The following is a 21,954-nucleotide window of genomic DNA, read 5'->3' on the forward strand; positions in this document are numbered from 1 at the left end:
TTCATTCACTTTAAATCAAAATAATTTCAGTTATAAATTCGTATTTTCGTTCGGGATAAAATTTAAAAATGAATAACAGTAAGACTTATACATTTTCGGCAGAAATATTCATAATAGGTGTGAATCCGTTTGTTTTTTTGCCTGATGTTGTTTTGGAGTCCATTTTTCGTGATGCGAATAAAAACAAAGGAAAAATCCCTGTCAAAATAAAAATTGAAGGGCACGAATTTATCCAAACCTTGATAAAATATAGCGGACATTGGCGATTGTACCTAAACACTCCCATGAGAAAAATGGCTAAAAAAGAAGTTGGAGACACAGCCAACTTTGAAATCGCTTTTGACCCAGAAGAAAGAGTGATTCCCATGCATCCCAAATTAAGCAAAGCTTTAAAGGAAAATCCAGAAGCACAAAATATATTCGACAGTTTGAGGCCTTCGTTACAATTGGAAATCGTTCGGTATATTTCTTTTTTAAAAACAGAAGAATCCATTGATAAAAATGTTTTGAGAGCCGTAAAATTTTTGCTAGGAAAGGAACGGTTTATCGGGAGAGACAAACCTTAGTGTTAATAAACAGAAATAATTATTCTTCAAAAGGTCATAATTAACCACTGATAAGTAAGAATTTGATTAAATATTTTTGGTTTACTGTAAAATAGTATTTACATTTATTCAAAACTATTTTATATGTTAATCAAAGTTTACGGAAGTGCCGTTTTTGGAGTAGAAGCAACCACGATTACTGTCGAGGTAAATATGGACAAGGGAATAGGCTATCATTTGGTCGGGTTGCCAGATAATGCCATAAAGGAAAGCAGTTACCGAATTGCAGCCGCACTTAAGAATAACGGCTACGAAATGCCCGGTAAAAAAATAATCATCAACATGGCGCCAGCCGATTTGCGTAAGGAAGGTTCAGCCTATGATTTAACATTGGCGGTTGGGGTTTTGGTGGCTTCGGGACAAATAAAAACGGATATCTACGAACAATATGTTATCATGGGCGAATTGTCACTTGATGGGAGTTTGCAACCCATACGTGGTGCTTTGCCGATAGCGATAAAAGCCAAAGAAGAGGGTTTTAAAGGTTTCTTTCTTCCTTTGGCAAATGTAAATGAAGCGGCAATCGTATCGGGGCTTGATGTTTATGGCATTTCTAATGTGCAGGAAGTGATTGATTTTCTTGAAGGAAAAGGAACTTTGGAACCCACAATTATTGACACTAGAGCCGAATTTTATAAAACACTTGATTTCCCCGAATTCGATTTTAGTGACGTAAAAGGACAGGAAAGTATTAAACGATGCATGGAAATTGCGGCAGCTGGTGGTCATAATATAATTCTCATCGGTCCACCTGGCGCCGGAAAAACAATGCTTGCCAAGCGATTACCGAGTATTTTGCCTCCAATGACGTTGCGTGAAGCATTGGAAACAACAAAGATTCACAGCGTGGCTGGAAAACTGAAGGAAGTAGGATTGATGAATCAGAGGCCATTTCGTAGTCCGCATCACACTATTTCGAATGTAACACTTATATAATGTGTGGATGTGTAAATCTCAATAAAATAGGAATATGAACAAACAATCAAGATTAATGTATCGAATAATAATGACGGTTGGAACGATAATAATAATGGTTCAATTATATTATCTTTATAAAAAAAAATAGGGGAATTAATTAATTAAAATAATTACAAATGGATATTTTTATGTTTACAATACCAGATTCAAAAGAAAAATATAATTCTGAAATAAAAAGACTTGTTATTTCATATCAATGTTATTTTGAAGAAACTCCAACTAAAGACGGATTAGTTTTTTCTATTGAGTTTCCAACAATTTCATTAAGAATAAAATTTAAAGAAGAATTAGCTTTAAAATTTCCGTTCTTATATTATTAATCTCAAAGTTAATGAATGTGTGGAGGTGTTAGTCATTGAAAGTAGGGGCTTTAGTATCTCACACTAGGTGCTACAATGTTGCTCTTATATAAAATGTGTGGTAGATGAAATAAATTATAATTATTTTAAAATTAGTTAATTACTAAGATGTGGTTCTGTTAGGGAAATGATGTTTTAATATATAAGGAAATGACATCGCTATTAATCCATCTAATGTACCAACTAATGCTGTATTTTGCCAAGGGTGCTTTGAACAAATTAAATAAATAACAAATAGAAAACCAATCACAAAACATAATAATACCACTATTGTGATTGTTGCTTTTAGCTTTATATCATTAAGTTCTCGATATAAATCAACTTGTTTTTGTGTTGCCATTTTCTATATATTGGTAATATTCTACAATATTTAAGTCTTTTGTTTTAAATGAAAAATCGGTTTGACCTTCAAGTTCACAAGTTAAACAAGATAAGTCAGTTGGAATTTCTTCTTCATTATCGTAAACTTTGATAATTCTGTTACAATTTTCATTTTTACATTCAACTGCGAATTTTTTACGAAATATTCCTTGTCTAACAGCTAGCTTACATAGGAATTTTGCCCAACGTGTAGGTATATTGAAAAAACTTCTGATATTTTCAATATAGATTCTATCAGGGTCAGTATTTTCAATAATTTGTGCCTGTTTCTCTCTAAAACTTTTAAACATATTAATTGTTTGTAAGTACTAAATCAATTAAATCATTTATGCCATTAAGATATTGGGGGAAAATAGAAAAACTAAAAATTCCTGATGACGGATTAACAATGAAAAAATTAACTAAATTCTTTTTTTTCAATATTTTAAATGTCGTGCTACGTAATTGAGTTTTAATTAATTCATTATATACAAGCAACATATCTTTTTTTATTAAGTTGTCTTCATCCATCACTTCTAGTGATGTAGATTTTGCTTTTTTAAATTGAACTTTTAAAGCATCAATTTCATCATTGTGCCATAATTCTTTTATTCCTTTATTTAAATCATATTTGAATAAATGAACTGGATTGGCAAAAGGAAATATTCCTTCTAAAATTTTTTCATCATTTATATCACGTGTTGGACTTAGAATTTTATCAGGTGTAATTGTTGATATATCTCTCTCAAGAATATTAATATGTATAATAAGTATTGTTTTCTTTTTGTGAATTTGAACTGGAACTAGAAAATCAAATGTTTCAATTATACCTTTTGTTTTATTAAATCCTTCATACTTAACTGGGATTAATAAATTAAAAATTGAATGAGAATTTGTTACTTTTTCGGTATTAATAAAAGCAGGATGATTGTTCAACCAATTATCTGCTAAAGCTCCTTTAAATTCATATAAATAAACGTGCTGTTTTAATAATGAAAAATGTTTAAAAACTGTCTTGTAGATTATTTTCTTACTATTAGAATTAATAATACTTTTTAGTAATCCAGCTTGTCTTTCTTTACTATCCGTTAGATTAAAAATTACTTTTAATGACTCCACCGAAAAAGCTTTTAGTAATCTTTTGTCTATTTCGGAAGTACTATTTATATTGGTTACGTTCATAAAAATTTGTAAATATTCAATTTTATTTACAATTTTATGAAAAAATAGTATAAATAAGACAATGCTTACTAAGAAGTTGTAATATTGTTATCAACAATATCTTAGAGGCAATAGTAGAGTTAGTTTTGTAATCTTTTTAATTTGGTTAAATTATTTCGAAAATATTTTAGTGTGAGGGGGTTGGAAGCTTTTTCTTTATTGGTTTTTCAGCCGCATTTTTATATAACAAATGTTACACTAATTTAATATGTGGTTGTAAAATATGTTATTTATTGATTAAATTTAAATATAATTTATCTTGGTTTAATTAGCTTTGTGTTGTTTGTTACTCAAATAAATAAAGTAGGAACAAGTTAGAAACCAGCATCATCTTATAAAATTAAATTGATTATGTTAACATATAATGAACATATAGAATTAAGGGAAAAGTTGGCTAATGATGAGATTACATTAGCAGCCGCTAAAGAATTACTTTGGAAAGATAAAACTGAGGGTCAACGTTCATGGCATACGAAAGATTGGAAAGACAGAAGAGTAGATTTTTTAAAAGATAAATGTGAACTATGTGACAGTACTGATACACTAACAATACAGCACTTATCTCATCCCAAAAAATTCAATGAATATAAAAGTGAGGTAACTAAAAAATATGTTCAAATCTACAAAGAATCAGATGATAGCATTGATAAAATTGAATTTATGAAATTTATAAATAGTGATTATGATTATTATCCAATCCTTTTGTGTCCAAATTGTGAGGGTAGAAATCCTAGCCATAGAGTAAGAAAAAAACCTCAATATAGATGTACAGAATGTAAGCACGAGTTTGATAAACCTAACTATAAAACAGAAACGGAGCTGGTGGAAACTTTTTATAAAAATGATGAAGCTATTGAGGTTCGTGATAAATGTTTTGTATCTAAAAAATGGCAAAATCAGTTTCACTTATCAAGTTTAAAGTATTGGTTTCAAAGAGAAAAGACAACAAATAAAGACATTGATAGCATCGAAAAAGAAGCAATGTTACTTTATTTAGACGATAATATAAAATATCTATCCTTTGAAGATACAATTACTGCTTGCAAAAAATGTGCATCTTACGCTGATTTATACAATTTGGAATTATGTCCCAAGTGTAAAACACATTACAAAGGTATTCAGTATCCAACCTGTATTCAATGTTTGCCTGATGTTAGGCGAAAATCAGCTTTAGAAGCTATTGAATTTGGAAAGCAATGGGCAGAAATGCATAGAAACCTTGGAATGGAATAATATAATTATGTAAAGTAAATGATAGGTGAATGATTAAAGTACTGAGGAAATTCACATCCTCAGTGCCCTAAAAACATAAATTATCTCATGAATTGTTCATCCATCTTCAATATATTAGATTCTGGAAACCAATCTAATTTAAATTATTTTATATAATAATTGCCAACTAAACAAATTTTTATCAAACTGGTGCTGATTCTCATTTTTTCTAAAACCATTCATACGAATTGAATTAGGTGCTATTTTACCCCATTCTTCAGTAAATATAGTTGGAACATAAACTATACATCCATTCAATAATTCAAACTCTATCTTTGAATACTTATTTGTATTTGAAGAATTATAAAATTCTTCATATGTGGATTCATTAGCCATTTCAAATTCAAATATAAGTTTATTCTTCTCTACTTCTTTTAACTCATTCGCAACTTCAATTTTAATTTCCTTTACCACTTCAATAGCTGGTTCAGGTTGGATTATTCCATGTTGAATAGATATTGTTTTGTCATTGAATATTTCGTTCTTTAAATCATAATATTTTACTCCATTTTTGAAATCCGCATTCATTTGTTTCACTAAGTCTTTTACTACGTGCCAATGTCTTTTAACTGTAATTATAGTTTTCTTTAATTCTTCTGCAACTTTAATTTGACTAATTTTTCCATTATTCACAAAATCCCATTGTTCTATTATTATATATAATTCTGATTGAGTTTTATCTATTTTTCTTTTTCCCATTACTCCACCAATTATTTTATATTTTTCTTCTCTAGTTAATTTATATTTTGGGTTGAATAGAATTAATCGTTCTTGGTTTTTAAACATTTCAAGTGTATTATTTTCTCTTTTTTTAAGTATAGCATTTACTATGCTTATAATTTTTTCTAGTGTATATTTTTCAATGAAATTTTTATTGATTGAATTACCACAAGCTATTAATAATTTGGAATCACAATTTGGATTAAGTAATGCATACATAGATAAATTATAATACATAATTATATTTCTTTTACCTGCTGGTATTCTTCTTGGAATAAATGGATTACATATTAATTCTTTGGTGTCAAAAACAATATATTTCTTATTATAATTTTCTCCAACAAAATATTCATCAATATTGGAAAATCTTATTTTACTTGATTTTAAAAAAGTATCATTTGTCTGATAAGTCTTTTCTCTCTCTAAACCCTGCGGGGCTAAAACACTATTAATATTATTATCAAAAGATAATAATTCATTATTAATAATAGTTTCATTATATAAGGCAGATGATACTTTTTTATTAATATTTTCATTATATAAGATAGATGATACCTTTTCCATATCATACTGTATAGGGACAGATGATACTTTTTTATTGATATTTTCATTATATAAGACAGATGATACTTTTTTATTAAAATCTTCTTTATATAAGACAGATGATACCTTTTCTATAGCTTCAAATACTATATAGTCATAATTAATATAAATATTTGGGTCATATGATAATATATTAGGTTGAGTAGGTTTTCTAGCACCTACGTCACTAGATAAACCTAATTCTTTAGAAATAGCATCATAGGAATCGTAAAAGTTATCAGTAGTTAATCCATTCACTCTAACAAGTATTCCATATCCAGTATTAGATAGAGATTTCCATGCGGCTACTATCAATGGATTGGATAAATTAATATTATCATTATTATCAACATCGATATAAATATAACCTGTTGAACCAATAATATTTTCATTAGAAACTTTATGTTTGAATGAAAAATTAAATCTAACTGTTGGTAGTGTAATTTTTAAATCTATATATTTTGGATGATTTTTTCCAAGTTTTCTTATAAAAAGTAAGTCAGATAGATTCTTATCTCCATTTTTTATTATTGATAGAATTTCATCAAGTGTAAGTAATTTATCAATTGTAGAGCTCTTGCCAAAAGAATGATAAACAAATTTAGTTGTATTATCTAGCGGTGGGGGTGATGATGATAAGTTTAAATCTTCATCGGTAATGTAATAAGTGTAAATTCCAGTGATATTGACCACCCAATTCCAATTTAAAGTGACCACCTGATTCCAATTCAAAATGACCACCTAATTCCGGAGCAAAGTGACCACCCCGTTTTCATAAAAAACTACTTTTTTTCATGCGCTAATTAGTACTCAAATATACTTAAAATATTATTCCTTGTTTATTCCTCTTTTCTTTCTCATAGATTCCCCATGCAATTCGAGTCTGTGGGCTTGATGTATAAGTCTATCCAAAATTGCGTCAGCTATAGTTTTTTCGCCAATTATATCATACCAACCTTGTACAGGAATTTGCGATGTAACAATTATAGAACCGTTATTATGCCTGTCTTCAATAATCTCCAAAAGTGTAATTCGGTTTTGACTATCTAATGCCTGGAGTCCAAAATCGTCAAGTATGATAACGTCTTGCCTTTCAATTTTGGCAAGTTCTCTTAGGTAAGAACCATCTGCTTTGGCCATTTTTAATTTAGCAAACAGCTTCGAAGTATTAAAATAGCTTACTTTATAGCCATGAATACAGGCTTGGTAACCCAATGCGGTACCTAAATAACTTTTGCCTACACCTGTACTTCCTGTGATTAAGATGTTTTCATTTTTTTCAACAAATTCGCATTCTGCCAGACGAAGAACTGTATTCCGGTCAAGATTGCGGGATACATCAAAATTGACATTTTCAATATTTGATTTGTAATGGAATTTAGCATTCTTTATACTGCGTTCTATACGACGATTGTGCCTTTCGTCCCATTCAGCATCAATAATCATCGATACAAATTGATCGAGTGTGTAGTGGTCTGTTCTTCCGCTTTCAATCGCTGTTTTAAAAGCATTAAACATTCCGTAAAGTTTCATTTGTCTCATTTTTGTTACTGTGGATTCATTCATGTTTTTAAGATTTAATTTAATTATAATACTGTTTGCCTCTTATGTTTCCGTGGTTCGGAAGTTCATGCTCAGGTTCCTGTTCTAAATCAATACGATCTAAGTTGTTTTCTAAAATATTTTGGATGGTCTTAAAATTGTAAATTCTAAAGTCAAGCGCTCGTTTACAGGCATTTATTAATCGCTGCTTACCAACCTTTTTTTCAAAGTTTAGTATTCCTAAACAACTTTTATAAGCCTGTTCAGGATGGTTTCTGCTTTCGATTATCTGCATAATATATTCTCCTACTGACTCATCAATACTACCTGCCCAATCAATGAATCGAGCAGCACTCCACTGAGCTACAAACTGATGTGAACTGGCTAAATGTTCTGGAGTTGTGGTATAGACATAAGGTTTGTAATTTCGCTGATGAACCGCTATTCGATTGTATTTATAATAGATCTCTACGGTTGATCTTGTGTACAAGAGTTTCGTTTTTTTCTTTACATATTGATACGGAACGCTGTAATAATTTTTGTCTTGACTTAATTGGACATGACCATTTTGCATTACCGTTGCAAAGGATTGATATTTGATTTCAAAGCGTTCTTGTGGTAGTGGACGCAGTTTTTGTTTCTCATCTTCTACAAACAATTCTTTTCGTGAGTAAGGACGACCTGTTAGTTTTCGATTATTATGAATGTCTAATAAATCCCATATCTGTTGGTTTAATTCTTCTAGAGAAAAGAATTTGGTTTCTTTTAGTGTTACATAAATTCTTCTGTATAATATCTTTACAGCCCCTTCAACTAATGACTTATCTCTAGGTTTATAAGCTCTAGTTGGCAAGATTGTAGTTTCGTAATGTTCCGCTAAGTCGGCTAAAGTTTCATTAATTGTTGGCTCAAAACGACTGCTTTTTATTACTGCAGATTTTAAATTATCTGGAACAATTGCTGCAGGAGTGCCTTCAAAAAAGCGCATGGCATTTTCTACAGAAGTAACAAAATCTTCCTTTTGCTGGCTCATAGAAGCTTCAGCATAGGTGTATTGACTAGCCCCTAATATAGCCACAAAGAATTGTACTTCTTTGATTTCTCCAGTGTCGCTATCAATAATGGATAGTGTTTTTCCAGCATAATCAACATACATTTTATCACCGGATTTATGATTCATATGCATCACTGGATTGACTTGTTTACTCCATACTTTGTAATAATGAGCAAATTGAGAACTCCTGTAACCATCAGGGTTTATGGCAGCATATTGTTCCCACATATGTTGTATGGTAACGCCAACTTTTTTTAGCTCACGCTCCATTTTAGGAAAATAATTATGGAGTGTTTGTAATTTGGGACTAATTGATTCCACAGTAGTCTGTGAAAACAAAAGTTCTAGTTCAGCATCTGTTTTTTTATCAATAAATTCAAAGTTTAATCCGAGAACTTCAAATAAAGAAATATACTTCTTTACCGTATTCCTAGAAAGGGATAAGTAGCTACTTATAAATAACTTACTTTTTCCATCACAATAGAATTTAATTACTTTTCTAATTTTACTCATGTCTGTTATTTTGTTTGCCATAATCCGCTTTTTTTTTGCGAATGTATGGTTCTAACGACATGAAAAAGTCTGTAGTTTTTAATAATTAATTTACCCCAAAATTAGGTGGTCAATTTGAACTGGAATGGGGTGGTCAGTTTGCTCTGGAACTGGTGGTCAATTTATACTGGAAAGAGGTGGTCAATTTGACCGTTTTTTCCACTTTATCATCAATTTGAAAAAAAGCCGTTGCATTTTTCCAAAAATGATTAGTTCCGGTGATGAAGAATTTTTGCATTACTGTAAAAACTTCTTCTTTAGAAAATTTAGTTAGGAGGAACTCGGTTAAATTATCGATCTGTGCATTTTTAATATACATTTCGTCCAATTGTTGCAAACTGTGAAAACTAGGAGGAAGTTTTGGAGGTTGTTCTGTCGGTGTGACTACATTTATAAAACCAATTTCATCAGTAATAAAATATTTGCTTTCGTTTGATAGATATAGAATTATACTGTTTTTTAAAAACCATTCTGTAATCCAACAATTATTTTTCGCTTGCTCCAGTATTTGCGATTTTGGAATTATTGAAATAATACCATTTGAATCGGTCAATTTATATGCCTTTTCTGAAATACTTTTTAAGGACAAGAAAGGAATGCAAAAAGCCTTTTTGCCATTTGGAGGTGCATTGTGATAGTGACAGTTTGTTGCGCGGTCGCACCATCCAAAAGCATCAGGTAAATAGTTGCCAGTTTCGATGTCCACATACAAAACAAAAGTTCGATGGTTACATTTAGGACAAATAAATTTTTTACTGCTTTTATCGAGGTTGTATCTTAAATTTTCCATAATAATAAATGTTTTGTTTTGCGTGCACTTTTTGCACCTTTTGCACTTTAAGAAATTGGACTGGTGCAAAAGGTGCAAAAAGTGCGCTTCTAAAAACAATCTTTTTTTTCAATAATTATCATGAGTTAAATAAGCTACATTACCCTTGTTAATCTTTTTAACCTCAATCTTATAATGCTTCAATCGTTTGATAAAATTTGATTTCCCAACTGGTCTGTAATTGTCTTCAATGCAAAATGCTTTATACTTCGGGAATAATTCGGAAATTAAAATATAATCAGTAGCTGAGACCTTATATTCCATTTCGCTAATGAATAACTGAACGCTATCACTTTGCTTTTCATAATCGCTGCGGGCGTTGTCCACCGATTCACATTTACTAAAATTCTTTTGCTCCAATACTCTGTCAAGTCCTTGCAATGTCCAGTTAAACACACCAGGGAGTTCATTTTGAATTATCTTTTGTGAAAGCTGTTTATCCTGTTTGTCTTCGGGAATGGTTACATCAAAATTGATAATCAAAAACCGTCTGAAGTAGGCGTTTGTATGTTCTACATCTTTCGGTAGTTCATTACAATTGAAAATAAACTTTGCGTAGTCGACCATTGTGAAGGGTTGCCCATACTTTGCACAGGCTTCAACGGGTTCGCCTGAAACCAACGCTTTAAATAAACTTGTTTCCAATTTTCCGTTTATTTCCGTTGCATAGTTTACTAACTTGTTGGCAATCTTTGCTCGGTAAAATCCCTTTTCTTCTGTTAAACTTTGCAATGAATAATTGCTTACATTTTCACGTCCAAACAATGCAGTAACTATTTCAAAACATACACTTTTTCCATTGGCGCCAGTTCCGAAAAGGAGTAACATTTTTTCAAGTTTTAAAACACTCTGTTTAATGAAAATGTAACCGCAATATTCAGCAAGTACTTTTTGCTTGTCTTTGTCGGGTAAAACTTCATCTAAAAACTTTTGAAATAGTGGGGCGGTGGCTTCAGGATCATACTCAAACGGTAACTGGTATGTTATAAAATCTTCCTGTCTAAATTCTCTAAAGATCCTACCTTTTGGTGTTATTTCAAGTGTACCATTTAAAAAATTAATTAGGGTACAGTTTAATTTTCCTTTAGGTGTAGGCAAATATACATCTGCCATAAATTGTTTATAAAGGTCTTCTTTGAACGTGTGAATTTTGCCTTCGAATTTTTCAACTCCCATTTTCAAAGCCACATTTCCCAAAAAAAATTGAAAACATTCTTTGTCTATTTCAACCCAATAACAAGCATTAAACAAATAAATAAAGCCGTTATTCTTGCATAATCCCCATTGATTTGCTTCGGCAATTGCTATGAGTTGCTCAATACAAAGAATTAAGTAATGTTTTTTAGCAAGTTTGAATGTTTTTAACTTTTTAGCAAGTTTCTCAAATTCAGTTTGCTGACTTTCGGATAATACGCCTTTATTTAAAAGAATTGATTCCAAAATGCTATATTGCTTTTGAATATCTTCACTTTCAGGAAAAGCCAATGTTTGAAAGTCTATTTTTCCGATACACTTTAAAAGTTCCTGTAAAATGTCATCAGTTGTCTTTTGAATTGGCTCAATGCTGTTTTCAAGCTTTACAATATCGTTTGTAATTAGCTTTTTTAAATTATCCCTTTCCATTGTCTAAAAAAATAATTGATTAGTTAATGGCAGTAGAATTATATCAGCCCAGATATTATAAACGCGTGGTTGGTCTAAAGTATCAATACTTATTTGTATTGTAAATACTTGATATTGTTTGGTTTTACCTGTATATTTGTCTTGTCTATTACAAATATGGAAGGGGCTTAGCTGAGGTAAAATATTATTTTCCATAGTTTAAGCCTTTTTTATTGTTTAATAGATAAGCATTAGCATCTTCCTGGATCTCCTTAATTGTTTTTTGTTTACCAGTTCGGATCCAATCAAGTATTTCAGATTTGAAAAAAAACAATTTGTTTCCTTTTTTGTGATAAGGAATTTCATTGCGTTTGCAATAATCGTAGAGAGTGTTTTTTTTAAATCCGGTTAGTTTCGAAATTTCATTGATGTTTTTCGGATCATCAGCTTCGGGTTGAGGTTCTACCTTTTGGAGTAAAAGGTTTTTCATTTCTTTAACCTCGGTTTTTAGTTCTGCGATTACATATGGTAATTGCTCGAATTTTAGTAATTCCATGGCGATATTTTTGAAAATTAATACCGCAAATAAAAATGGTAATTTATTGGTAATCAATTGGTAATTTGGCGATTACCAAAATTACTAATCAATAAGTAATCATGTTTTTTATGTCATTTTGATACTCACCTGAATACACTGAAAACTTGGTTTTAGTTGTCTCCGAATTTGTATTTTCTAACTGTTTGAATAGGTGAATCAATAAAACAAACACTTCTTTATCTCTCTTTCCTATTTCAATATAAACAAGATGGACGGTCTTTCTTATAAATTCAATAGATGCAGGTGTAAAGTTAAATTGGAGTGTTTCTTCAGGTAAACAGTGCTTTTCTATGATAAAAAAAATGTAATTAGTTAATCTAAGAAAGTCATTTTCATTCAAAATTAGTTTTTTGTTCCAGTAACCGCTTAGGGGTTTTATTATGTCTTTTATTTTTTAATATCTATTTTTTCGATCGGTTTTGATCTAATCTTTTTTGTTTTGCTTTGTTCAATATTCTCAAGTTCCTGATTTCCTAGTAGGTCATTTTTCACCGAATAATGAGTGTTAAAAATGCTTTCAAATAGGTTAACATTATTGAAAATAATTGTCCAGTTTCTAATGAAGCAGCCTACTTCATATCCGTAATCATAGAATTGTTTTTGTAGGAATTTTAAGTCGTTATAGGTATGAGCATTTTTTTTGAATCTCAATATGTTTGGGTTATGAATGTGATTGCCTTTATTGTAAACCCCAAAAAATATTTGAAATATTTTGTTTTCATTTTCTGGATATCCTTTAAGAAATTTTCGATCGCGGTATCCATCACTAAATCCAGCTACGTATTGAGCATTTGTTAAGGATAAATTTTTATTGAAATCAACATATAATTTTAATTTAGCTTCGTCTGAGGCTAAAGAAATATCTGCATTTAGATTATTGAAAACGTTATGAGAATAGTATGTCCCATCAAGTTCAACGGTAAATCCATATCCTCCTTTTTCAAGTTCCTTCCGTATTGCATTGGGTAATGAAATGGCATTTGAGTAGTCAAGTTCTCTTAAATCGTTAATATTCATTTTGATTAAAATTTAAAATTATTTTATCCGTTGCTTTTCGTTTGGTTTCGTCAACTATTTTGGCATAAACCTGGGTCGTTTTTAGCTCCCGGTGTCCTAACATTTTTGAAATTGTGTAAATATCTGTACCTGCTTGAAGCTGTAATACGGCATAGGTGTGTCTGAAGCTATGGAAGGTTAAATGCTTTTGTATTCCAGCGGTCATTGCCCATTTTAACAATACAGTATTTTGATGTGCTGAATAAACTAATCCCTCAAAAACTTGATGGTTTGCTTCTTTACGAGTTCCAAGTAATGTGTATGCCTGTTCGGAAATTGGTAAATACTCATTGCTTTTCGTTTTCTTTTGTTGGAAATATATAAAATAGCCTTGCCCGTTTTTATATACCACTTCGCTCCATGTTAATTTTTCAATATCAGAAAATCTTAAGCCTGTCAGTGCTGAAAATAAAGAAGCTTGTTTTAGAATAGGGTTGGGGCAATCTGTTTTTGCCAGTTGATTGAGTTCTTCCATAGATAAAAACAATCTATTGGAATCGGCTTCTTTTATAGGTTCAATTTTACCGTTTAAATCGATAGGAATTAAACTGTCTTTGAACGCTTGTTTCACAGTTGCTTTGAATTTATTAAAATAACTGTGGGCGGTGTTTTGTGAAAGATTTGTAGTTCCGGTTCTTCGGCTCTTTGTTTTTAATAGATACTCTCTATAATCATTACAAAATTTTTCGTTGAGATCTATAAATTTTAAACTGCCTTTAGTAAATTCTTTTAGATAGAATAAAGATGAAAACCACACATCATAATTTTTGCCAATTCTTTTTTCCATTAGTTGCTCAAAATAAGCGATAAAAGAGAGTTCTCCTTTTTCTTTAGCTTTTAGTTGCTCTATTTCAAAGGCGTTATAAACCTCGGGTTTTGTTAGTTCATTCTCACGCTTTTGCCTAATCTGTTCTGCAACTAATAACGTTTCCTTATTACCAAGTTTTTCCAATGGATTTTTCGGGTTATCTATAATGTAAAGACCTAAAAACTCTCTTCGTGTTGGTTTGTCTAATCCGGCTACGGTAATAGGTGGGTAAAAATCTAAATACAAACTTTTACGCCCTTTACTTATAGGTTTTTGCCTTAATGTTACTTTAGTTGCCATAGTTTTAATTAAATTAATCTAGAAAGTGTGAAAATGTAGTTGTATAAAAGAAAATAAATCGAATTTAGGTTAATAGCTTATCAATGATGTTTTTGGGGACATACACATATCGCCAATCCTTTATTTTTGGGATATTGTGTTTTTTAATCAAACCGTAAATTCCACTTTCAGAAATTCGGAATTTTAATTTAATTTCTGTAAGGTTGTAGCATTCTGAAAGATCGTATTCTATTGGTTCTGCTTCTACAGGAATATGTTGAGGTTTTTCAAATAGTTTATCAAGATCTGAACGCTTAACAATAGTTTTCTTCTCTAAAATATTTGTAGCATCTAATTTTCCGTGATTTATAAGTTTGTAAACATTCTGGCGGGAACATCCAATTAATTTAGAGACCTCAGTAACACTTAAAAACTCTTTTTCTTTTAATTTTTCAATTGGTTCATTTTTTATTTTTTTAGTCTCTTGATTACTTATTTCAATTTTGGTATTTCTGATTTTTTGTTTGCTTGATGCTTTAGTGCATTTCATGGAACAAAAACGTGTTACAGTAGTCTTTGCTGTAAATTCATTTTTGCAATGTTCGCAAATTCTTTGTACTTGGATATTTGAACTCATTTTGTCTGTTTGTGTAATAAGTTGTTCAAAAGTGTAAACTTTGTAAACTAATAAAAATATTTTGATGCTAAATTTGTACCTCAATATGTCAAAGGTACAAATAAGGTACAAATAAATACTTAATTAACACTTAATAAATATTAACAAACAATATTAAAGGTATAAAAAAAACCGCTGATAAACAGCGGTTTGTTGTTATTTGTTGTGTTTTGGTATCTGTTGAATAATGGTGGTTACTTTCCGATGCAGAAGTTAGCAAAAATATTACCCAACAGTTCGTCATTTGTGACTTGGCCTGTGATCATTCCAAATTGGTACAAAGCTTCTCGGATATCCAATGCCATTAAATCACTAGATAAGTTGGTTTCCAATCCGAATTTTACCTTTTGTATTTCATCCAAAGCTTTTAATAAAGAGTCATAATGTCTTGTGTTAGTTACGATTGTTTCATTATTTCGAAGCGCTCCTGTGTTAACAAAAGAAAGTAATTCATTCTTTAAATCATCAACACCAATTTTCTCTTTAGCTGAAATCAATAGCAGTTTTGCATTCAGATTTTCAAGCTTTGATGTGATGTTTGAAACTTCATCAGCAGACAATATATCTTTTTTATTTACTACAATTATCAAAGGTTTTAGTGGATATTTATTTTTGATTTGTTCAATCTCAGAAACAAATTCAAAACTTGAGACTTGAAATTTTAAACCATCAAATAGAAAGATAACCACTTGTGCTTGTTCTATTTTTTCGAAGGTTTTCTTAATTCCTATGCTTTCCACGACATCAGCCGTTTCACGAATACCTGCAGTATCGATGAATCTGAAACCAATTCCACCAATCACTAATTCATCTTCAATGGTATCGCGGGTTGTTCCTGCAATTTCCGAAACAATGGCTCGTTCTTCGTTCAAAAGAGCATTCAATAAAGTAGATTTTCCCACATTCGGTTCTCCCACAATTGCCACCGGAATTCCGTTTTTGATAACATTCCCCACAGCAAATGAATCAATTAAACGTTTCAGGACAAATTCTATTCTATTCAATAATTCATGAAATTGAGTTCTGTCTGCAAATTCTACGTCTTCTTCTGCAAAATCCAGTTCAAGTTCAATAAGTGAAGCAAAATTTAGAAGTTCCTCTCGCAGTTTGGCAATTTCGTTAGAAAAACCGCCGCGCATTTGTTGCATCGCAATTTGGTGTGAAGCTTCATTGTCAGACGAAATCAAATCGGCTACAGCCTCAGCTTGCGACAAATCTAGTTTCCCGTTCAGGAAAGCTCTAAGGGTAAATTCACCGGCATTGGCCATTCGACAGCCTTTTCGCAACAATAACTGAATAATTTGTTGTTGAATATAAGTAGAACCGTGACAGGAAATTTCGATAGTGTTTTCTCCCGTATACGAGTTTGGTCCTTTGAAAACAGAAACCAAAACCTCGTCCAGTGTTTTTTGATTATCTACAATATTCCCCAAATGAAGCGTATGCGATTTTTGTTCCCTTAAATCTTTGTTTTTTTTAGATCGAAAAACAGACTGTCCTATAGCGATGGCATCTTCGCCAGAAATTCGGATTACAGCAATGGCGCCCGCTCCCGAAGGAGTGGCTAAGGCAACTATGGAGTCGTTTTGAATCATAACAAGAAATTTATGCAAAAGTAAGCAAATTACTCAATAGTCTTTAGTGATTAGAAATTAGTCCTGGGTAATTATTTGAGATGCCTTAGTGACAAACTATTAACTATTAACAACAAACAATAAACTTAGTTAAATGACAATTATCATGCTTTGTTTTTATAAGTTTTGTAACTTTATATAGGTGATTGATATTCAATAAATTAAATGTATTATGAAAAAGATATTGTTTCCAACGGATTTTTCAGCAGTTTCAAAAAACGCTTTTATTTATGCTTTAAAACTAGCGGATGCCATTGGAGCCGAAATTATTACATTGCACGTTTATGAATTGGATTCACCAGCCTATTTGGATGTTTCAATCTATTTGGAAGATATTTATCAATATGAAGAGCTTAGTGATTTTGAAAATTATAAAGATGAGGTTCCAGTTTTGCGAAAAATTGCCGAAGACAATAATCTCGGGCATATAAAAATAAGTAATGTTCTCATACAAGGCTATTTGGTGAAAGAGGTAGTCAAACTTTCCCAAAAGGAAAACATAGATTTCATAGTTATAGGAACCAAAGGAGTGACCCACTTGCGGGAAGTTTTTTTGGGGACAGTGGCGGCAAAAATAATGAATGAATGCAACGTCACCGTTTTGGCAATCCCAGAAAAATGCAGTTATATGCCTATCGAAAGAATTTTGTTCAGCACAAGATATAACATGAGTGATATCGAACCTTTAAAAAAAGTGACAAATCTGGCCAATGTGTTTCATTCGCATGTTGATTGTTTAAATATAAAACCGCCTCATACTGTTTATAATGACGATTTTGTGGTCGATTTTCAGAATGTTTTCAAAGATACCGATATTGCGTTTCATTCCGTTTTGGCAAGCGATATAGAAGGCGTTATTTTGGATTTTATCGAAAAAAATAAAATAAATATGGTAGCGATTCATGAGCGACACAGAGGGTTTTTTGAAAAACTCTTTCAAGTAAGCCTCTCCAAAAAGTTGTCATTTCATATCAATATCCCAATTTTATCCGTTCATTAGATTTATTGATTTTATAAATTTGGGCGTGCCCCAGTAAAGTAAAGGGGGCCTATGTAGAGTACCGCTTATACGCCCCTTTACTTTACTGGGTCGGGCTATCCGCGCTACTTCGGTAGCTAGCTTCTATCCCTCACGCAAAGCGCCAGTGAGTTAAGAAATTTTAGATTTTTGATTAACGATTTTTGATTTAAGAAGTAAAAGATCTAGAAAAAAGAGAATCTACTATTTAGTCACACCAAATCTGAAATCGACAATCGTTAATCAAAAATCTAAAATCTTACTTCTTAAATCAAAGTTCAACCCATAATTCATATAAAAATGAAAAAGATTTTATTCCCCACCGATTTTTCTGAAGTTGCCAATAATGCTTTTGTTCATGCTTTGGAATTTGCAAAAATTGTAAAAGGAGAGCTGTTGTTGTTGCATACTTTTGAGCTGCCTATTGTCGATAATCAATTTATTCCAGATAATTATTACAATGTTTTTGATTCCCTGCAACTGGCACAATTTGACATGTTCAAAGAAGAAATTCCCAAACTTCGAGAACTAGCCAGGAAAAGAAACTTGGAAGACATTAAATTGACCCACAAATTGATGGATGGCGATTTAATTTATGCGATAAAACAAGTTGTCAAAGACGAAAATATTGATTTTATTGTAATGGGAACTTCTGGGGCAACAGGTTGGGAATCATTTTTTGTAGGTTCCAATACGGGTTCCGTGGTTTCTGCAGTTGGTGTTCCTGTACTTAGTGTACCCTTTGAAGCTCAATATGATAAGGTAAAAACAATTGGTTTTACAACCCGGTTTAGAGATATAGATAAAAAGCCATTGAAAAATGTTATTAAAATTGCCAAAAAAACGTCGGCAGTGGTGAAATGTTTATATGTAAAAACCAGTAAGTCTGATGTTTCGGAGGAAACCATTAATGAATGGAAAACAGAATTCGAAAACGAACCGGTTAATTTTTCAATCGTAAACAGTGATTTGGTCAAAGAAACTATTTTGGATTTCATTTCCCATAAAAACATTGATATTTTGGCAATGATAACCCATAAACGTAACTTTTTTTCTGAATTATTCAGCCCAAGCCTTACTCAAAAAATAGCTAATATTTCGATTGTGCCTGTTTTGGCAATGCATGAAGAAGGGTAGATTGCAGATTTCAGATTTTAGATTTTGATTTTGGAATTCAGATTTTAGATTTTTAATTGTCATCATTATTGCTATTACCATTGCCATTGCCATTTCGTATTGATATTGACATTAACATTGACATTGACATTGACATTGATATTGATATTGTTTGCCGTTGCCATTAAAATTTTGATTGCCTACATTTGTGTATCATTATAGGAAAAAATGGAAATATACAAAAGCAATAGCCAAGGTCATTCTGAGGAATTAAAAAAAATCAACGCCAAATACAATACTATCAGTTTGCTTAGGCTATTAAGTATTTTACTTTTTTTAGCAAGCTTATTTTATTACATAAAAACCGGAGATTTAGTGTTTGTTACCCTGGCAGCAGTGCTTTTTTCCGGTTTTCTTATTTTGATGCGAATCCATTCCAAATTGTCTTTTCAAAAAAAGATTAAAAATGCTTTGGTGAAAATCAATGATAACGAAATTGCTTATTTGGAACGCAAATCAATTCCTTTTGAAAATGGTGCCGAATTCATTGATTTTCACCATCCTTATGCCTACGATTTGGATATTTTTGGTGAACATTCCTTGTTTCAAAACCTAAATAGAACTGCCACTTTTATTGGAAAAAAAACATTGGCCAAGCAATTATTGACACTTTTATCAAATGATGAAATAATTTCGAACCAGCTGGCGGTAAAGGAATTAAAAGAAAAGTTGGATTGGCGTCAGGAATTTTTGGCTTTCGCCAAAGTGGGACAAGACAATGAATCTCTTTATAAAACCTTATTGCAATGGAGAGTCTTCAATAGCAAACCGTTGTCCAAAGGGGCTGTATTTATTTCGTATTTGTTTCCGGTTTTGTTTTTAGGAGTTTTTTTAGGGTATTTATTGACCTCAAACATTGTCTTTCTTTCCTATTTATCATTTTTGTTTGTTTGCAATTTGATGATTTTGGGTTTTTTTACGAAACGAATCAAAATGGAAATTGCCCAGGCCGATAATATTAATGTGATTATCAGTCAATATAGTTTATTGGTTCAAAAAATTGAAAATGAAGCGTTTCAATCGGAGAAATTAATTGCTTTACAGCAAAAATTGAACTTTCAAAACCGAAAAGCGAGCATTCATTTAGCGCAGTTGGCAGAGTTGTTTTCCAGAATGGATACCATTGGGAATTTTGTGACTGCTATATTGTTTAACGGAACGTTTCTGTTCAATCTGCATGTGTTGAAAGCATTATTGGATTGGAAAAAAGAACATGCAACCGTATTAGAAGAATGGCTGGAAGTGATAGGTGAATTTGAAATGCTAAACAGTTTGGCCAATTTTTCGTATAATAACCCTGATTTTGTATATCCAGTGTTAAATTCCGATTATAAAATAGATTTTTCCAATTTAAGTCACCCACTGTTAAATCCGAAAACAAGAGTAGGGAATGAGGTACAGTTTTACCCACAGTCCTTTATGATTTTGACCGGTTCTAATATGTCTGGCAAAAGTACTTTTCTCAGGAGTTTGGGGATCAACATGGTGCTTACAGGAACTGGTGCTCCAGTTTGTGCCACTAAGGCAAATGTGCATCCGTTGCCTGTTTTGGTATCTATGCGACTTTCTGATTCGCTATCCGACAGTGAGTCTTATTTCTTTGCCGAAATAAAACGTTTGAAACAAATCATGGATGAATTGGAAACGAATCCTGCTTTTGTTCTTTTGGACGAAATTTTGCGAGGTACCAATTCTGATGACAAGCGTAACGGAACTATTGAAGTAATTAAGAAAGTAATTGTCAAAAAAGCAATTGGAGCCATCGCCACACACGATATAGAAGTTTGTCTGACTACAAATGAATATCCCGATATTCTTACAAATAAATGTTTTGAAGTTGAAATCAGCAACAACGAACTGCATTTTGACTACCAACTTCGAGACGGTATTTGCAAAAACAAAAGTGCTACTTTCTTGATGAAAAAAATGGGAGTTATTTAAAAAAATAAACTTTCATGAGCCTTTTATTTTATAACAAAATTCTTTTCAAAAAATTAATGTAGATTTTTGAAAAACAGTATTTTATGTAGATAAAACCTGTTTTTTGATTTTTTTATTTGTTAAATTTTATTTTTCAATTACAATTTTAGCGCATAATTTGAGTTTTAAGCAATTGATAAGTATTATGATGCTTTTGTACTTATTAAATACTTTTGAGTAATTAGTATTGATTTTGTAACAACAGTTTTTAATTAATAGTGAAAATATGAAAGGAAGAATTGTAATTCTGATACTATTTTTTGCCTTAATCATTTCCTGTTCAAAAGATGATGAAGACGGAATGACTATAGGAGGGAATCCGGTTGCGAATAATCAAAAAGCACTAGGAACTTCTTCTCATGATTTACTTTCCGATGATACTTTTAAAAGTATAGTTATTGAGGTGGCTTATGTTCAAGGGTATGAACCATCTGCTGCCGCAATCAATCATTTTGTTGCTTTTTTGAATGAGAGAGTCAATAAACCTCTAGGAATAGATGTTGTAAAAAGGCCTATTGCTTCGCCGGGGAAAACTACCTTTACCAATGAGGATATTGTTGCGATTGAAAATGCTAACAGGACAAAATACAATACTTCCGACCAAATTGCAGTATGGGCTTTTTTTGTTGATGGAGATTCGTCTAGCAATTCGGGTAATTCCTATGTTTTAGGAGTATCTTACAGAAATACGTCTTTTGTTATTTTTGAAAAAACGATACAGGGATTGAGTAACAGTCCATTTGAGCCCAATAGAAGTTTATTGGAAACGACGGTTATCGAACATGAATTCGGACATATCCTCGGACTGACTAATTTAGGTGCAAAGATGCAAAGTAACCATGAAGATACCGCACATCCGAAACATTGCAATGTAGAAAGCTGTCTGATGTATTGGTTATCGGAATCTGGAAATAGTTTTGGTAATATGGTTTCAGGAGGAACAGTTCCAAAATTAGATGCCCAATGTATCGCCGATCTTAGAGCCAATGGAGGGAAATAGAAATTATTTAAGATTATATAGATATTAGAAAAAAGACAAAAGATTAATTGAAA

Annotated in this window: 20 protein-coding genes and 1 pseudogene; 8 read left to right on the forward strand and 13 right to left on the reverse strand. The window is 31.5% G+C overall.

All coding sequences use genetic code 11. From position 1 onward, the window contains the following. Positions 1-68 precede the first annotated feature (68 nt). The 3 genes and pseudogenes from EM308_RS11195 (at position 69) to EM308_RS11205 (ending at position 1,903) form a co-directional block, all read left to right on the forward strand. Entirely contained in the window at positions 69-566 is a 498-nt protein-coding gene (locus EM308_RS11195) for a DUF1905 domain-containing protein (protein WP_035634715.1), read from the forward strand. A 123-nt stretch (positions 567-689) separates the two neighbouring features. Beyond that, a pseudogene (locus EM308_RS11200) lies at positions 690-1,538 on the forward strand (YifB family Mg chelatase-like AAA ATPase); the annotation flags it as partial. Between the two features lie 161 nt (positions 1,539-1,699). Beyond that, a complete protein-coding gene (locus EM308_RS11205; RefSeq protein ID WP_035634718.1) occupies positions 1,700-1,903 on the forward strand; it encodes a hypothetical protein in 204 nt (67 codons plus the stop codon). A gap of 142 nt (positions 1,904-2,045) precedes the next feature. Here the strand turns inward: EM308_RS11205 and EM308_RS11210 are convergent, their stop codons facing one another. From EM308_RS11210 to EM308_RS11220, 3 genes are read right to left on the reverse strand one after another with little or no spacing between them, the layout of a single operon-like run. Next, positions 2,046-2,282 carry a hypothetical protein gene (locus tag EM308_RS11210; RefSeq protein ID WP_035634720.1) on the reverse strand — a complete coding sequence of 79 codons (237 nt, stop codon included), beginning with the start codon at positions 2,280-2,282 and terminating at the stop codon, positions 2,046-2,048. Further along, on the reverse strand, positions 2,260-2,613 hold the full coding sequence (locus EM308_RS11215) for a hypothetical protein (protein ID WP_035634722.1): 354 nt from the start codon (positions 2,611-2,613) through the stop codon (positions 2,260-2,262). The genes EM308_RS11210 and EM308_RS11215 overlap by 23 nt, the downstream gene beginning before the upstream one ends. Before the next feature lies 1 nt (position 2,614). Then, positions 2,615-3,484: a hypothetical protein gene (locus EM308_RS11220; RefSeq protein WP_035634724.1), complete on the reverse strand. Its 870-nt coding sequence runs from the start codon at positions 3,482-3,484 to the stop codon at positions 2,615-2,617. A 390-nt stretch (positions 3,485-3,874) separates the two neighbouring features. Here EM308_RS11220 and EM308_RS11225 point away from each other — a divergent pair, with 390 nt between their 5' ends. Further along, positions 3,875-4,756, forward strand: coding sequence for a hypothetical protein (locus tag EM308_RS11225; protein ID WP_035634725.1), 882 nt, complete (start codon positions 3,875-3,877; stop codon positions 4,754-4,756). 138 nt (positions 4,757-4,894) lie between these two features. On the opposite strand, the gene EM308_RS11230 is transcribed toward EM308_RS11225, so the two are convergent. From EM308_RS11230 to mnmE, 10 genes are all read right to left on the reverse strand, one after another. Continuing rightward, positions 4,895-6,790: a hypothetical protein gene (locus tag EM308_RS11230; protein ID WP_157503409.1), complete on the reverse strand. Its 1,896-nt coding sequence runs from the start codon at positions 6,788-6,790 to the stop codon at positions 4,895-4,897. A 135-nt stretch (positions 6,791-6,925) separates the two neighbouring features. Continuing rightward, positions 6,926-7,663, reverse strand: coding sequence for an IS21-like element helper ATPase IstB (istB, locus tag EM308_RS11235; RefSeq protein WP_035634847.1), 738 nt, complete (start codon positions 7,661-7,663; stop codon positions 6,926-6,928). 16 nt (positions 7,664-7,679) lie between these two features. Beyond that, positions 7,680-9,227: an IS21 family transposase gene (gene istA, locus EM308_RS11240; protein ID WP_035634844.1), complete on the reverse strand. Its 1,548-nt coding sequence runs from the start codon at positions 9,225-9,227 to the stop codon at positions 7,680-7,682. Between the two features lie 112 nt (positions 9,228-9,339). Continuing rightward, positions 9,340-10,035, reverse strand: coding sequence for a PG0870-related protein (locus EM308_RS11245; RefSeq protein ID WP_070261838.1), 696 nt, complete (start codon positions 10,033-10,035; stop codon positions 9,340-9,342). Positions 10,036-10,143: 108 nt separating this feature from the next. Next, on the reverse strand, positions 10,144-11,697 hold the full coding sequence (locus EM308_RS11250) for a DNA primase family protein (protein WP_081907311.1): 1,554 nt from the start codon (positions 11,695-11,697) through the stop codon (positions 10,144-10,146). Between the two features lie 184 nt (positions 11,698-11,881). Next, positions 11,882-12,232 (reverse strand): helix-turn-helix domain-containing protein, encoded by a 351-nt coding sequence (locus EM308_RS11260; RefSeq protein WP_035638138.1) that lies wholly within the window; start codon positions 12,230-12,232, stop codon positions 11,882-11,884. A gap of 429 nt (positions 12,233-12,661) precedes the next feature. After that, positions 12,662-13,291: a hypothetical protein gene (locus tag EM308_RS11270; protein ID WP_070261840.1), complete on the reverse strand. Its 630-nt coding sequence runs from the start codon at positions 13,289-13,291 to the stop codon at positions 12,662-12,664. Then, on the reverse strand, positions 13,281-14,438 hold the full coding sequence (locus tag EM308_RS11275) for a site-specific integrase (RefSeq protein ID WP_035638142.1): 1,158 nt from the start codon (positions 14,436-14,438) through the stop codon (positions 13,281-13,283). Before EM308_RS11275 ends, EM308_RS11270 begins: the two co-directional genes overlap by 11 nt. A gap of 64 nt (positions 14,439-14,502) precedes the next feature. Then, entirely contained in the window at positions 14,503-14,967 is a 465-nt protein-coding gene (locus EM308_RS11280) for a helix-turn-helix domain-containing protein (protein ID WP_231926268.1), read from the reverse strand. A 320-nt stretch (positions 14,968-15,287) separates the two neighbouring features. Then, positions 15,288-16,688, reverse strand: a complete 1,401-nt coding sequence (gene mnmE / locus EM308_RS11285) for a tRNA uridine-5-carboxymethylaminomethyl(34) synthesis GTPase MnmE (RefSeq protein WP_035638145.1) — start codon at positions 16,686-16,688, stop codon at positions 15,288-15,290. Positions 16,689-16,899: 211 nt separating this feature from the next. On the opposite strand from mnmE, the gene EM308_RS11290 reads away from it, so the two are divergent. The 4 genes from EM308_RS11290 (at position 16,900) to EM308_RS11305 (ending at position 21,901) form a co-directional block, all read left to right on the forward strand. After that, positions 16,900-17,727, forward strand: coding sequence for a universal stress protein (locus EM308_RS11290; RefSeq protein ID WP_035638148.1), 828 nt, complete (start codon positions 16,900-16,902; stop codon positions 17,725-17,727). A 318-nt stretch (positions 17,728-18,045) separates the two neighbouring features. Further along, on the forward strand, positions 18,046-18,882 hold the full coding sequence (locus EM308_RS11295) for a universal stress protein (protein WP_035638149.1): 837 nt from the start codon (positions 18,046-18,048) through the stop codon (positions 18,880-18,882). A 207-nt stretch (positions 18,883-19,089) separates the two neighbouring features. After that, positions 19,090-20,862 carry a MutS-related protein gene (locus tag EM308_RS11300; protein WP_035638153.1) on the forward strand — a complete coding sequence of 591 codons (1,773 nt, stop codon included), beginning with the start codon at positions 19,090-19,092 and terminating at the stop codon, positions 20,860-20,862. A gap of 265 nt (positions 20,863-21,127) precedes the next feature. Further along, entirely contained in the window at positions 21,128-21,901 is a 774-nt protein-coding gene (locus EM308_RS11305; protein ID WP_035638634.1) for a zinc metalloprotease, read from the forward strand. Positions 21,902-21,954: the final 53 nt, after the last annotated feature.

Source organism: Flavobacterium gilvum (assembly GCF_001761465.1).
GTDB classification, from domain to species: domain Bacteria; phylum Bacteroidota; class Bacteroidia; order Flavobacteriales; family Flavobacteriaceae; genus Flavobacterium; species Flavobacterium gilvum.